We start from the raw sequence: 12,567 nt of genomic DNA, 5'->3' as shown, positions 1-12,567 counted from the left end.
GCCATGGAAAAGATCATTCTCGACTGCGACCCCGGGCACGACGACGCCATCGCCATTCTGCTCGCCGCCGGCAACCCTAATATCGATCTCCTCGGCATCACCACGGTTTCGGGCAACCACAATGTCGAGAACACCACGCGCAACGCGCTTTCCGTCTGCACCGCCTATGGCATCAAGGTGCCGGTGGCCAAGGGCTCGCCCGGCCCGCTCCTCATCGACCAGGTGCTGGCCGTCGAAATCCACGGCGACACCGGGCTTGACGGCCCCGAACTGCCGCCCGCCTCGTTCGACCTCGACAAGCGGCATGCCATCGACTTCATCATCGACACCGTCATGGCGCATGAGCCGAAAACGGTCACGCTGGTGCCGGTCGGTCCCTATACCAACATCGCGCTCGCCGTGCGCAAGGATCCGCGCATCGTCAGCCGGGTGAAGCGGGTCGTCGCCATGGGCGGCAGCTACACGCGCGGCAACATCACGCCGGCGGCGGAGTTCAATGTCTATGGCGACCCGGAAGCCGCCGACGTGGTGTTCCGCGCCAATTGGGACGTCACCATGGTGGGGCTCGACCTCACCCACCAGGCGCTGGCCACCCCGGACCTGCAAGACAGGGTGCGCGCCATCGGCGGCCCGATGGCCAAGTTCATCCTCGACATCTGGGCGTTCATAGCGACCACGCATGGCGGCCTGCTGCAGATCGAATATCCCGCCATCCATGACGCGTGCTGCGTCGCGGCCATGATCGACCCGACCGTCTTCACCACCGAGAAGGCCGACATCCGCGTCGAGCTTGCCGGCCGCTGGACCAAGGGCATGACGGTCTGCAATTTCGAAAAAATGGGCGGCATGCACCATTTCGGCGGCACGGCCAGCGAACAGACCGACTTCCGCCACACCGTGGCGATGAAGCTAGACCACGCGAAGTTTTGTGACCTGATCGTGGACGCGCTGGAGCGGTTGGTGAGGCAGAAGGGGTAGTTGAAGCTTTGTCGGTGCGCTTCGGCATGAAGCGCGACATCAACCTTCTGGCGCCGCATTTCACCGCCTCGACAGTAGGACCAAGTCGGCCGCTTCCTCGGCGTCTTTCAGAAGCGTCTTGCGCGGCATGCCCATCTGCGCACGCATGGTCAGACCGCGCGACAGGTCGAGGACCTGGCTCGAACGCGCGGATACCGGAAAGTCGGACGGTACCTCTCCCGTGCTGATCGCGTCGTAGAATCGCCGTTCTACCAGCGCCATACCGCCAGCTATGGTGTCCTTGAGGAACTGCCGGACCTCGGCATCGTCCACGAGCGGCGCAACGCACAATAGAAGACACCCCGGCGCTTGTCCTTCCTCGGTCGCACTTTCAACGGCGTGCCTCAGGAAGCCGGCGAGCGATTCGCGAAGAGTCGTCGGCGAGAAGAGCGCCTGCGCAGCGCGGGCGCCCTTCGCTTCGGCATAGGCCCGAAGGGCACGCAGGAATATGGCCCGCTTGTCTCCGAAGACGGAATACAGGCTTGGCCGTCCCACACCCATGCCTGCGACGAGATCGTCAATCGTCACTCCGTCGTAGCCTTTCGACCGGAACACTCGGGTCGCCTTTTCCAGCGCGTCCTTCTCGTCGAAGCTACGGGGGCGTCCACGAGGCCTCTCAGCATTTTGAAACATTTAGTTCTAAACTCCTTGACCCCGATCTTTACACCAATATATAATCGAACAGTTCAAAAATGACAAGGCGGCCCTACCCCGTGGGACTCCTTCGACCCTAACCTCACCAAGGAGCCCCCATGAAACATTCGATCGTACTCGTCACCGGCGCAACCTCCGGGCTCGGTTATGCAGCAGCCCGCTCTCTTGCCGAAGAGGGCTGGAGCGAGATCATCATCACCGGACGCAGCCTTGCTGGGGCCAAGGAATCGGCCGCTCGAACTCGCTGCGGAAACCAAACGACCGATCTTCATGCCGATGGAGCTGGAATTGGACACACCGGCCAGCGTCGAGTCCGCGCTCGCCGAGCTGGTCAATCAAGGTCGGGCAATCGATTTCCTGCTGCTCAATGCCGGGATGGTCCCAGGTAAGAAGCGCGTGATCACGGCCGCCGGCATTGAGGCTTCCGAGGCTCCGCTGATAGGCCATCATCAACTCACTGTCGGGTTGCTTCGCGCCAACCTTCTCAGCCCCGACGGGCGGATTGTTATCACCAGCGCGGAGCCCGCCCGCGGGGGCGTACCCATGTTCAAGTATACCGACCTGCCAGCCTTTGCGGCCAAGAGTTTCCAGGGTAACCGAACCGCCGCCGTTGAAGCCTTGATTCGCAACGGGCCGAACGTGAAGTACGCGCCCAACAATGCGTATGCCGACGCGAAGCTCATCATTGCTTGGTGGGTCGCGGCGCTGGCGCGCAGGCTACCCTCCGGCATGGCCGTGTACGCTGTCTCGCCCGGTGCGTCGAACGCCACCAACGTGGCGCGAAACGCTGGCCCGTTGTTGAAGTATCTGATGATTCCGATCGTGAACCTCATTCCCGGCATGAATCAGGCGCCGGAGATCGCGGCCCGTCGGTACCTCCAGGCGTCGGAGTTCGGAACCGACGTCTCAGGGCAATTCTTCGCCTCGGCTCAAGGGAAGTTCTCAGGCCCAATGGAGGTGCAACGCCAGCCACACCTCTACGATCGCGCCAGCCAGGAAGCCGTGTGGCTGGCCGTGGTCAAGGTCTCCGGCGTCGACTTGTCCAACCCAGCACCCTTGCGCCCACAGGATCCTAAAAAGATTTTGTACTAAATAGTTCAAAATCTCTTTGACCGGTTTGTCTGCACCTCATTATCATACAAAGTAGTTCAAAAATAACCAGACGCCCTTGGCGTCGCAAGGAGAGTACGCATGGAACGATACCAAGATAAAAAAGTAGTGGTTATCGGCGGCACGAGCGGCATGGGGCTTGCGACAGCGAAGATGCTCCTCGAGGGCGGCGCGCGGGTCTTGGTGACGGGTCGCTCGCAGGCGGGCCTCGAATCGGCGCGGAAGGAGCTTGGGAACGACGCCGTGGTGGTTTCGAGCGACGCGCGGTCGTTGACCGACATCGACGCCCTCGCCACTCAGGTGAAAACAGAGTTCGGCACCATCGACCTGCTTTTCGTCAACGCCGGGTTCAGCACTCCAACGCCTGTCGCGAACGTGACGGAGGCCATCTACGACGAGATGTTCAACCTCAACGCCAAGGGACCGTTTTTTGCGGTCCAGAAGCTCGCGCCGCTGATCAACCGGGGCGGCTCAGTCGTCTTCACGACCTCTGTCGCCAACGTCAAGGGACTGCCCGGCCAGGCCACATACGGAGCCGCCAAGGCTGCGCTGCGATCGTTCACCAGGGTGCTTGCCGTAGAGCTTCTTCCCCAGGACATCCGCGTCAACGCGGTGTCGCCCGGTCCCATCGACACTGGCATCCTCGACAAGGTGTTTCCTACGGAGGAGATGCGGGCCCACGTGAAGGGGCACACAATCGGCATCATCCCGATGAAGCGCTTCGGCACCTCAGAGGAGATTGCGAAGGCCGTCCTCTTCCTCGCGTTCGACGCGACTTTCACGACCGGCCTAGAGATTCCGGTCGATGGGGGTTGGTCACAACTCTGAAGGCATCATCGACTGCAAGCTGCGTCGCGGACGGCCTTCAATGTCTCTCCATGGCGCAGCTTATGCAGTAGCAATGCTCAAGTGGAGGCCGATGACCATCACAACTCCCCAACCTGCTTATCACCTTTGGACAGGTCGCCGGCGCTGGTGCGACGATGTTTGCATCGCCGCGCGACAACGTGGTGCTGATGCAGCTAGCGAGCATCGCAGCATTGGCGCCCTACAATGACGTGGCTGTCAAAGGCAAAGTTGCAGAGATTTTCGGCAAAAATAAACGCGCCCTAAACGTAATTTGTCGCTGCATTCCAGGCTATGGGCAACGCGATCAAACAGAACTCGATCGATGCGGGTGTGACCGAAATCAATGCGCCACGCCATCCGCAGCATGCAGCAGCTTCCACGTCAAACCAACCCGCCCATCGAACTGCGCCGCAAACCGCTCCGCCGCCCCATCCTCCAGACCGTCGTCGACAAGCGCCTCGATGCTTCGCCGCATCAGGGCGAGCTGCATCTGCCGGGCGTGTTCCCGGTCGGCCTCGCGCATGATTGCCGTCACGTGGTAGGCGACGACGGGCTGTCCCAGGCACGACAGCAGCGCGTTGGCGTCTGCTGTCACGGCCATAACTGCGTCTTCGATCTTCATTCTGGCGCTCCACATCAAGAATGATGTTGACGCCTCCCGGTAAGGCGACGGTGGTCCGTCGCTTCTTTTTTGAATTCAGACCCTACACCCGACCCAAGCGGCGCAGGACTGATGATTGCAGTCTTCTCCGGCCTCTTAAGCAGCCTCGTCTGGCCCAAAAACAGTATCCGTCACATTTGATTCAAAGGCGAATGGATAGTTAACTGATGGTTAATGGCGGCGCATGGCTTGCCTCCCCGATCAGGATGTTTCGCCATGACGTTTCCTGCCGCGCAATAGCCGCAAAGCTGCCCGATGGCTGCCTGGCCTGTTGATCGCCACGAAGAAAGGTTCTGTCATGCGGTTGGTCTGGACGGTCATGTTTGCACTCGCGAGCAGTACGGCTTTCGCCGCAGCGCCCGAGGATGATTATATCGCCGCGCGCGACAAGGCGATTGCGGCCATCGCTGCGATGGACAGCGCCAACACCCCGGTGGAAACGGTCGATGCAGCCAATGAAAAGGCCCGCGCCGATCTCGAAACGCGCCTCAACGCCTTGCTTGGCCCCTTCACGGTCAAGGATTTCCCGGCGGCCGGCACCATCAACCTCGAAAGCCTCAGTTCCTCCGATGTCGGCTTCGGCATGCTGGACGGCCTGCGCCACGGCACCGACGAAGGCCCCAGCATCGTGGCCTCGACACGCGGGCTGGTCGAGCGCTGGCTCAAGTCGCGCGCCTCAGAGACGGATGCCGACCTCAAACTGCCCGCCAGCTTCGACGCCGCGCTGAAGCTCGATGCCTTCTACACCCAGGCCATCGGCAGCGACGCCGCCTTCACCGGCACGCTCGACTTCGCGCTGAAGAAGCCCGAGGGCGCCGACATGGCGATCGCCCGCCTCGGCGGCTGGGCACAGGATGTCGGCCCGAACTACGACCAGCAGGTCGTCGTCACGGTCGTCAAGGGCAACAGCGTCCTGATTGCCGAAGCGCCCGCGACACCGCCCGTCCCGAAGATCGCTGCCTGCGACGCCGGGTGGGCCGCCGCCGACGCCGCCGCTCAGAAACTGGCCAAGCAGGCCACCGACGACAGCGACGAAGGCACATCCGACGCCGCCAACGCCGCCTGGGAAAAAGCCGACAACGACTTCCGCGACTGCATGGGCAAGAACCTGCCCGCGAATGCCGTCTACCCGGCGCTGCTTGCGCAAGCGCAGGCGCTGGCCGATAAGATGGCGGGGAAGTAGGGCGCAAGACTGGCGCGGCGCCGACGCTGCCAATCTCCCCCCTCGTGGGGGAGATGCCCGGCAGGGCAGAGGGGGGCGCGAGGGATCTCGGCCTTGCCTATTGGCTAAGCGGTGCACGTCGCTCTATGAGATGTCGGCGGGACAGCGCCCCCCTCTGGCCTGCCGGCCATCTCCCCCACAGGTGGGGAGATTGGCAGCGTCGCCGCCGGCGCCCACTTCTCCCCCCTTGTCACCTTCGCATCCCATCACAATATTGTCGTCGCGCCGGCACCTGCCGAGTTGCCAGCGCCATTGAAAATGGTTGAAAGAAAGTCCCGCAGGCGCTTCAGCGCGGCGGGCGGATGAACAGCGTGGGAAAACCGAAATGACGACGGATACCAAAGCGACGGAAACCAGGGCGTTCGAGGCGGATGTTTCGCGGCTGCTGCACATGATGGTGCACTCGGTCTATTCCGATAAGGACGTCTTCCTGCGCGAGCTAATCTCCAACGCGGCCGACGCCTGCGAGAAGCTGCGCTTCGAGGCCGTCAGCCATCCGGAATTGCTGGGCGACGATCCCAAGCCGCGCATCTCGATTTCAGCCGATCCCGACAACAAGCAGATCACCGTCGAGGACAACGGCATCGGCATGAGCCGTGACGACATGGCGGAAGCGCTGGGCACCATCGCCCGCTCGGGCACGCGTGCCTTTGTCGAGCGCCTTGGTTCCGGCTCCGAGGACACGCAGCTCATCGGCCAGTTCGGCGTCGGCTTCTACTCCGCCTTCATGGTCGCCGACCGGGTCGACGTCATCAGCCGCCTGGCGGGAAGCGAGGAGGCCTGGCGCTGGTCCTCCGACGGCAAGGGTTCCTACGAGATCGCCCCTGCCCCGATCGATGCCGCCCCCAGGCGCGGCACCCGCGTCGTGCTGCATCTGATGGACGACGCCACCTCCTACACCGGCTCCTACCGGCTTGAGCAGCTCGCCAAGTCGCAGTCAGGCCATGTGCCGGTGCCGATTACATTCATCGAAAAACCCGGCGCCGAGGCGCGCGACATTGCCGACGGCACGGCACTCTGGGTCCGGCCGAAGAGCGAGATCAAGGCGGAAGAATACACCGACTTCTACCGTGGCCTGTCCGGCCAGTATGACGAGCCCGCCGCCACCATCCATTTCCGCGCCGAGGGCCGGCAGGAATATTCGGTGCTCGCCTTCGTGCCGGGATCGCGCCCGTTCGATCTCTTCGACCAGGACCGCAAGGGCCGCATGAAACTCTATGTGCGCCGCGTCTTCATCACCGACGATGCCGACCTTCTGCCGCGCTATCTGCGCTTCGTACGCGGGCTGGTCGATTCCGCCGACCTGCCGCTCAACGTCTCGCGCGAGATGATCCAGGAAAGCCCGCTGCTGGCCTCGATCCGCAAGGGCCTGACCAACCGCGTGCTCGGCGACCTCGTCAAGATGGCCGAAAACGACGCCGAGGCCTATGCGAAAATCTGGGAGAATTTCGGCATCGTCCTCAAGGAAGGCCTCTACGAGGACCACGAACGGCGCGAGCAATTGCTGAAGCTCGCCCGCTTTCACTCGACCGCCTCGGGCGAAGGCTGGCGCGGCCTTGCCGACTATGTCGCCGCGATGAAGGAAGGCCAGAAGGCGATCTTCTTCATCGCCGGCGACGATCGCGCCCGGCTCGAAGCCTCGCCGCAGCTCGAAGGGTTCAAGGCACGCGGCATCGAGGTGCTGCTGTTGACCGATCCGGTCGATAGTTTCTGGGTAACGATGGCGCCGGACTTCGACGGCAAGCCGTTCAAGTCGGTGACGCAAGGCGGGGCTGAGCTGTCCGACATCCCGCTGCTCGACGAGGCCAAGAAGCCAGAGACGGCGGCGACGCCGGAAGTCGACAGCTTCCTGGCCTTCGTCAAATCAGCGCTCGGCGACGCCGTCTCGGACGTGAAGGCGTCCGACCGCCTGACCGAAAGTGCTGTCTGCCTCGTTGCGCCGGAACACGGCCCCGACCGGCAGTTCGAGCGGCTGATGAATGCCGCCGGCCGCCTCGACAAGGCAGCCAGGCCCATCCTGGAAATCAACCCGCGCCACGAGCGCGTGCTGGCGCTGGCAAGCCTCGGCGACGACGACCAGGCCTTCAAGGACGACGCCGCCCACCTCCTCTATGACGAGGCCCGCGTGCTCGACGGCGACAAGCCGGCCGACGCCAGGGCGTTTTCGGAGCGACTGGCGCGGTTGATCGCGAGGGGGATTTCGAAGGGCTGAGGCTCGCCTGGCTGCGGACTCATAGCGGCGAAGTTACAATCCGATGGCCGCCAAGGTTATGCCCGGCAAGAAGGCGCCGCTGGCACTTTCATCGGCATGACGGGCTTTGGCGCCAGCGGCCTGGCGTAGAAATCGCCAGCCCAGAATGTCGCAATCGAGCGCCAGCTCGGCGCATCTCATGGCGTCTCTCTGACTACGCCCGGTACAAATTATCGGTCAGGTCAGTGGACTCAAGGAGAATTTGCATGCGTGGTCATTGTTTATGTGGCGCTATTGCTTTTGAAGTCGATGGCCCGGCACAAGCATGCGTGAGCTGTCATTGTGAAAGTTGTCGGCGGCAATGTTCCGCGCCGATGACCACTTACATTGGCGTCTTGGACGGCCAATGGCGATGGCTGGGCAAGCCGCCGAAGATATTCAACTCTTCTCCCGGTGTGGAAAGAACATTTTGCGATCACTGTGGCTCGCCGCTGTCCTTCCGTTCAAAGAACATGTCCGGTGTCATGCATTTCTTTGCCGCAGCAATGGAAGAGCCGGAAAAATTTGCACCAACGCTACATGTCGCTTTTGAGGAGAAGCTCCCTTGGTTGACACTCGCCGACGGCCTGCCGACACGTTTTGGGCCTGACTATACGAAAGGCAAGTGACGACCGGCGCCGTTGCGTCCCATCCACCGACACGGTTTCGGCTACCATCGCAGCCGGCGACGCGCCTGATGTCCACTGGCTCAATCGCCAACTGTAGACATCAAGCCTCCAATCACCCAATCTGGCACCGGGAACAAAAAAGGCGCTTCAAAGAAAGCGCACCGGGTGCTCATGAAACGACGATGGACATTGTATGATCCACGGCTGGCCTGGATGCTCGTCGCGCCGGTGTTCCTGCTGCTGATCTTCTTCCTGGTGCTGCCGATCGCGGTGATGGCCGCCTACACCTTCTTCACCTTCGTCACCGCCGGTGTGGAAACCAGCGCGCTGACGAGCGCGAACTGGCACGAATTCTTCACCGACAGCTATTATTCCAGCTTCCTCCTGAAGACGCTGCGGGTCGGCGCCATGACGGCGGTGCTCTGCGGGGTGCTCGGCTATTTCCCGGCCTATTTCATCTGGGCGACGACCTTCAAGCACAAATGGCTGCTGCTGCTCCTGCTCATCGTGCCGTTCTGGATCAGCTTCACCATCCGCACCTTTTCGTGGATCAACATCCTGGGCGAGCAGGGCGTCATCAACGTCGTGCTCCTGAAACTGGGGATCATCAACGAGCCGCTGCCGATGCTCTACAATGAGGGCGCGGTGATCCTCGGCATGCTGCACTTCCTGCTGCCCTACATGATCCTCAACGTCTATGTCAGTCTTGAGAGCATCGACCGCACCTTGATCGCGGCGGCCCGCTCGATGGGCTGCACCGGCGCGCAGGCATTCCGCGAGGTGACGCTGCCGCTGTCCCTGCCCGGCCTCGCGGCAGGCCTTCTGCTCTGCTTCGTGCTGGCCGCCGGCAGCTATGTGACGCCGCAATTGCTGGGTTCCGGCCGCGACGCGCTGTTCGGCAATCTGATCTACGACACCATTATGGGCGAGCTGAACTGGCCGATGGGCGCCACGCTGTCGATCGTGCTGTTCGTCGTGCTCGGCTTCTTCGCCGCCCTCTACACCCGCTACATGGGCATGTCGCAGATCGTCAAAGGACTGGGTGGATGAAGGGGTTGTTCCGATGAAGGGCGGGCGCAAGCAGGAAGGCAGATGGGCCTGGCGGCTGACCGGCTTCGTCACGCTCTGCGTCTACATCTTCATGTTCGCGCCCATCGTGGCGACGGTGATCCTGTCCTTCAACGCCTCGATGTTCGGCGGCTTCCCGATGACCGGTTTTTCCCTGCAATGGTACGCCAAGCTGATGGCCAACGAGCAGGTGCTGACCGCTTTCCGCACCTCGCTGTGGATCGCGCTGGTCACCGCTACCGTCACCACGGCGATAGGCGTCGTCACGGCGTTCGCGCTGGTGCGCTTCGAATTCCCCGGCAAGCAGGCGCTGAGCACGCTGGTGATCCTGCCGGCACTGGTGCCGGAAACCATTCTCGGCGTCGGCCTTCTGGTGCTGATCAAGGCGATCGACCAGCCACGAACCATGCTTCTGCTGGTGCTCGGCCATATCCTGCTCGCGGTGCCCTATGTCGTCTTGATCACCCAGGCGCGCATGGTGGGCATCCGCCGCGTCTATGAGGAAGCCGCCCTTTCGCTCGGCGCCTCGAGGGTCTCGTCCTTCCGCGAGATCACGCTGCCGCTGCTCATCCCCGCCGTCGTCGGCGGCGCGCTGCTTGCCTTCACCATCTCGTTCGACAACACGTCGGCCAGCCTGTTCTGGCGGCCGGCCGGCGTCGAAACCATGCCCACCCAGATCCTGTCGATGCTCAAGATCTCGATCAGTCCCGAGATCAACGCGCTCGGCACCGTGATGATCCTGGTGACCGTCGGCATCCCGCTGCTCGGCGGCCTGATCCTGCAAAGCCTGACCAGATTGAAAAGACGCGGCCAACCAACGGAGGAAGCACGATGAAACTGACCAACAGCAAGCGGCTTGAAAGGCTGCACGACCGATACCAGAACGGCGATCTCAGTCGCCGCACGTTCCTGACACTGACCGCGGCCGCGGCCGCCGCGGCGGGCCTCGACATGCCTTGGATGCGCCAGGCGCTCGCCGCGGTCGAAGAGGTTCGCTTCGACGGCTGGGGCGGCACGGTGCAGGACGCGATCGACAAATATGCCTTCCAGCCCTACACGGCCAAGACCAAGCTCAAGGTGGTGCAGGGCACGTTCGGCGACGAGGACGAGATCATCACCAAGATCAAGACCTCCAAGCCCGGCGACTACCAGGTCATCCATTCCTCGGGCGTCAACTACTACATCAAATATGTGAATGCCGGCCTGACCTCGGAGATCAACGAGGCCAACATTCCCAACATGGTCAACGTGCTGCAGCCGATGATCGAGCCATTCCGCAAGCTGACGCCGAAGCTCTCGGCCGTGCCTTACGACTACGGCACGACCGGCATCGCCTACAACACCAAGGTGATCTCGCCCGAGGAAGCCAAGGAAAAGGGTGCGGCACTGTTGCTCGACAAGAAATATGCCGGCAAGGTCGGCGGCTATTCCGACATGACCACGCGCGTCTGGTACGCCGCACTTGCCACAGGACAGGACCCCAACAACCTCAAGGACATGGACGCCATCTGGGCCAAGGTGCGCGAGACGCGCGACCTCGCCAAGAAGTTCTGGAGTTCAGGCGCGGAGTTGATGGACCTGCTTTCCAAGGGCGAGATCGTGGTGACAGACGCCTGGTCTGGCCGCGTCGCCGCCTTGCAGGCCCAGGGCGCGCCGATCGGCTATCTCGATCCTGCCGGCTCCTACGCCTGGATGGAGGACATGCTGATCCTGAAGGGCTCGCCGATGGCCGAGTGCGAGGAGCTGATCAACTTCATGCTCGACCCGGCGACCTCGATCGCGGTGGCCGAGGGCCAGAGCTATCCGCCGTCGCTCGACCCGACAAAGGTCAAGCTCACCGAGGAGATCGAGAAGCTGCCGGCCTTCGACAAGACGGGCACGATGAAGGCGCTGACCTTCGCCGACCCCGTCTACTGGGCGACCAACGAGGACGCCTGGACCAAGCAGTGGAACAGGATCTCGAAGGGTGCCTGAGGCCACGACATCCATTCCCCGGCCGGCTTCGGCCGGGGCAGCTAGTGCAAGCAAGGCCGCCGGGACGAACAGCCCGGCGGTCGAGTTCCGCGACATCGACATCGCCTATGGCAAGTTCGTCGCCGTGCGCGATTTCTCGCTCTCGATCGCCAAGGGCAGCTTCGTCACCTTGCTCGGCCCTTCGGGCTGCGGCAAGACCACGATCCTGCGCTCCATCGCCGGCCTGGTCGACATTTCGGAGGGCCAGATCATGATCGATGGGCGCCGGGTCGACGACGTGCCGATCTACAAGCGCAATATCGGGCTAGTCTTCCAGAGCTACGCGCTGTTCCCGCACAAGAACGTGTTCGACAATGTCGCCTTCGGCCTGAAGTACCGCAATGTGCCGAAGCCCGAAATCGTGCGCAGGGTCGGCCAGGCGCTCGAGATGGTGCGGCTGCCGGGTAGCGAGAAGAAGCTGCCGTCGCAGCTGTCGGGCGGGCAGCAGCAGCGCATCGCGCTTGCCCGCGCCATCGTCTTCGAGCCGCAGGTGCTGCTGCTCGACGAGCCGCTGTCGGCGCTGGACGCCAACATGCGCGAGGAGATGCGCGTGGAGATCAAGAAGATCCAGAAGGAAACCGGCATCACCGCCATCTTCGTCACCCACGACCAGGAAGAAGCGCTCTCCATGTCGGATCGCATCGTGGTGATGAACGCAGGCGCGGTGGAGCAGATCGGCACCCCGCAGGAGGTCTACGATGAGCCGGCCACGGCCTTCGTCGCCAACTTCCTCGGCAAGGCCAACATGCTTGCCGGAACGGTGAGCCGATCCGGCCAGGCAACGGCTGTGATGCTTGCCACCGGCCAGACGATCGAGGTGGCCTGTCCAAGGCCGCTTGCCGATGGCAGCAAGGTCACTGTCGTGCTGCGGCCGCAGAAACTGTCGGTCGGCGCGGCAGCGGGCGCCAACCGTCTGTCTGGCCGCGTCGTCTCCGCGTCCTATCTGGGTGGCAGTGCCATCTACGAGATCGACATTGGCGCCAACACCAGCATCCGCGCCAACGCGCCGATCAGCGGTCGTGTCCTCGGCGAAGGCGAGGCGATCGATCTTGGATTCGATCCCGAAGGCTGCGTCCTGCTCGACGAGGACGGCCAGCGGATTTCGTGATGCAGG

12 protein-coding genes and 1 pseudogene are annotated in these 12,567 nt (G+C 62.8%); 11 read left to right on the top strand and 2 right to left on the bottom strand.

The window, feature by feature from the left end:
* Positions 1-3: 3 nt before the first annotated feature.
* Positions 4-978 (top strand): nucleoside hydrolase, encoded by a 975-nt coding sequence (locus tag ACZYHG_RS17170; RefSeq protein WP_464609560.1) that lies wholly within the window; start codon positions 4-6, stop codon positions 976-978.
* A 60-nt stretch (positions 979-1,038) separates the two neighbouring features.
* On the opposite strand, the gene ACZYHG_RS17165 is transcribed toward ACZYHG_RS17170, so the two are convergent.
* Positions 1,039-1,650: a TetR/AcrR family transcriptional regulator gene (locus tag ACZYHG_RS17165; protein WP_464609559.1), complete on the bottom strand. Its 612-nt coding sequence runs from the start codon at positions 1,648-1,650 to the stop codon at positions 1,039-1,041.
* 119 nt (positions 1,651-1,769) lie between these two features.
* Between ACZYHG_RS17165 and ACZYHG_RS17160 the strand changes: the two are divergent.
* The 3 genes and pseudogenes from ACZYHG_RS17160 to ACZYHG_RS17150 all read left to right on the top strand — a co-directional run.
* A pseudogene (locus ACZYHG_RS17160) lies at positions 1,770-1,856 on the top strand (SDR family oxidoreductase); the annotation flags it as partial.
* Between the two features lie 25 nt (positions 1,857-1,881).
* Complete coding sequence (locus tag ACZYHG_RS17155) at positions 1,882-2,763, top strand: Rossmann-fold NAD(P)-binding domain-containing protein (RefSeq protein WP_464614863.1); 882 nt, start codon at positions 1,882-1,884, stop codon at positions 2,761-2,763.
* Between the two features lie 99 nt (positions 2,764-2,862).
* On the top strand, positions 2,863-3,609 hold the full coding sequence (locus tag ACZYHG_RS17150) for an SDR family oxidoreductase (RefSeq protein WP_464609558.1): 747 nt from the start codon (positions 2,863-2,865) through the stop codon (positions 3,607-3,609).
* A 361-nt stretch (positions 3,610-3,970) separates the two neighbouring features.
* On the opposite strand, the gene ACZYHG_RS17145 is transcribed toward ACZYHG_RS17150, so the two are convergent.
* Entirely contained in the window at positions 3,971-4,252 is a 282-nt protein-coding gene (locus ACZYHG_RS17145; protein ID WP_464609557.1) for a hypothetical protein, read from the bottom strand.
* Between the two features lie 358 nt (positions 4,253-4,610).
* On the opposite strand from ACZYHG_RS17145, the gene ACZYHG_RS17140 reads away from it, so the two are divergent.
* The 7 genes from ACZYHG_RS17140 (at position 4,611) to ACZYHG_RS17110 (ending at position 12,561) form a co-directional block, all read left to right on the top strand.
* Entirely contained in the window at positions 4,611-5,474 is an 864-nt protein-coding gene (locus ACZYHG_RS17140; protein WP_464609556.1) for a hypothetical protein, read from the top strand.
* Between the two features lie 364 nt (positions 5,475-5,838).
* Positions 5,839-7,725, top strand: a complete 1,887-nt coding sequence (gene htpG / locus ACZYHG_RS17135; protein ID WP_464609555.1) for a molecular chaperone HtpG — start codon at positions 5,839-5,841, stop codon at positions 7,723-7,725.
* 245 nt (positions 7,726-7,970) lie between these two features.
* Positions 7,971-8,372, top strand: a complete 402-nt coding sequence (locus tag ACZYHG_RS17130) for a GFA family protein (protein ID WP_464609554.1) — start codon at positions 7,971-7,973, stop codon at positions 8,370-8,372.
* A 171-nt stretch (positions 8,373-8,543) separates the two neighbouring features.
* Complete coding sequence (locus tag ACZYHG_RS17125) at positions 8,544-9,422, top strand: ABC transporter permease (RefSeq protein ID WP_464609553.1); 879 nt, start codon at positions 8,544-8,546, stop codon at positions 9,420-9,422.
* Between the two features lie 13 nt (positions 9,423-9,435).
* Positions 9,436-10,275: an ABC transporter permease gene (locus ACZYHG_RS17120; protein ID WP_464609552.1), complete on the top strand. Its 840-nt coding sequence runs from the start codon at positions 9,436-9,438 to the stop codon at positions 10,273-10,275.
* On the top strand, positions 10,272-11,414 hold the full coding sequence (locus ACZYHG_RS17115; RefSeq protein WP_464609551.1) for an ABC transporter substrate-binding protein: 1,143 nt from the start codon (positions 10,272-10,274) through the stop codon (positions 11,412-11,414). The genes ACZYHG_RS17120 and ACZYHG_RS17115 overlap by 4 nt, the downstream gene beginning before the upstream one ends.
* Positions 11,407-12,561, top strand: a complete 1,155-nt coding sequence (locus tag ACZYHG_RS17110; protein ID WP_464609550.1) for an ABC transporter ATP-binding protein — start codon at positions 11,407-11,409, stop codon at positions 12,559-12,561. Before ACZYHG_RS17115 ends, ACZYHG_RS17110 begins: the two co-directional genes overlap by 8 nt.
* Positions 12,562-12,567 lie beyond the last annotated feature (6 nt).

The sequence above is a fragment of the Mesorhizobium subarcticum genome (assembly GCF_055456085.1).
The sequence above is the reverse complement of the archived record's forward strand: the minus strand, read 5'-3'. Positions and strand labels throughout refer to the sequence as shown.

Coding starts and splice junctions, on each gene's coding strand:
- ACZYHG_RS17120 (WP_464609552.1), top strand. CDS start 9,436: ATGAAGGGCGGGCGCAAGCAGGAAGGCAGATGGGCCTGGCGGCTGACC.
- ACZYHG_RS17140 (WP_464609556.1), top strand. CDS start 4,611: ATGTTTGCACTCGCGAGCAGTACGGCTTTCGCCGCAGCGCCCGAGGAT.
- ACZYHG_RS17170 (WP_464609560.1), top strand. CDS start 4: ATGGAAAAGATCATTCTCGACTGCGACCCCGGGCACGACGACGCCATC.
- htpG (WP_464609555.1), top strand. CDS start 5,839: ATGACGACGGATACCAAAGCGACGGAAACCAGGGCGTTCGAGGCGGAT.
- ACZYHG_RS17130 (WP_464609554.1), top strand. CDS start 7,971: ATGCGTGGTCATTGTTTATGTGGCGCTATTGCTTTTGAAGTCGATGGC.
- ACZYHG_RS17165 (WP_464609559.1), bottom strand. CDS start 1,650: ATGTTTCAAAATGCTGAGAGGCCTCGTGGACGCCCCCGTAGCTTCGAC.
- ACZYHG_RS17115 (WP_464609551.1), top strand. CDS start 10,272: ATGAAACTGACCAACAGCAAGCGGCTTGAAAGGCTGCACGACCGATAC.
- ACZYHG_RS17150 (WP_464609558.1), top strand. CDS start 2,863: ATGGAACGATACCAAGATAAAAAAGTAGTGGTTATCGGCGGCACGAGC.
- ACZYHG_RS17145 (WP_464609557.1), bottom strand. CDS start 4,252: ATGAAGATCGAAGACGCAGTTATGGCCGTGACAGCAGACGCCAACGCG.
- ACZYHG_RS17125 (WP_464609553.1), top strand. CDS start 8,544: ATGAAACGACGATGGACATTGTATGATCCACGGCTGGCCTGGATGCTC.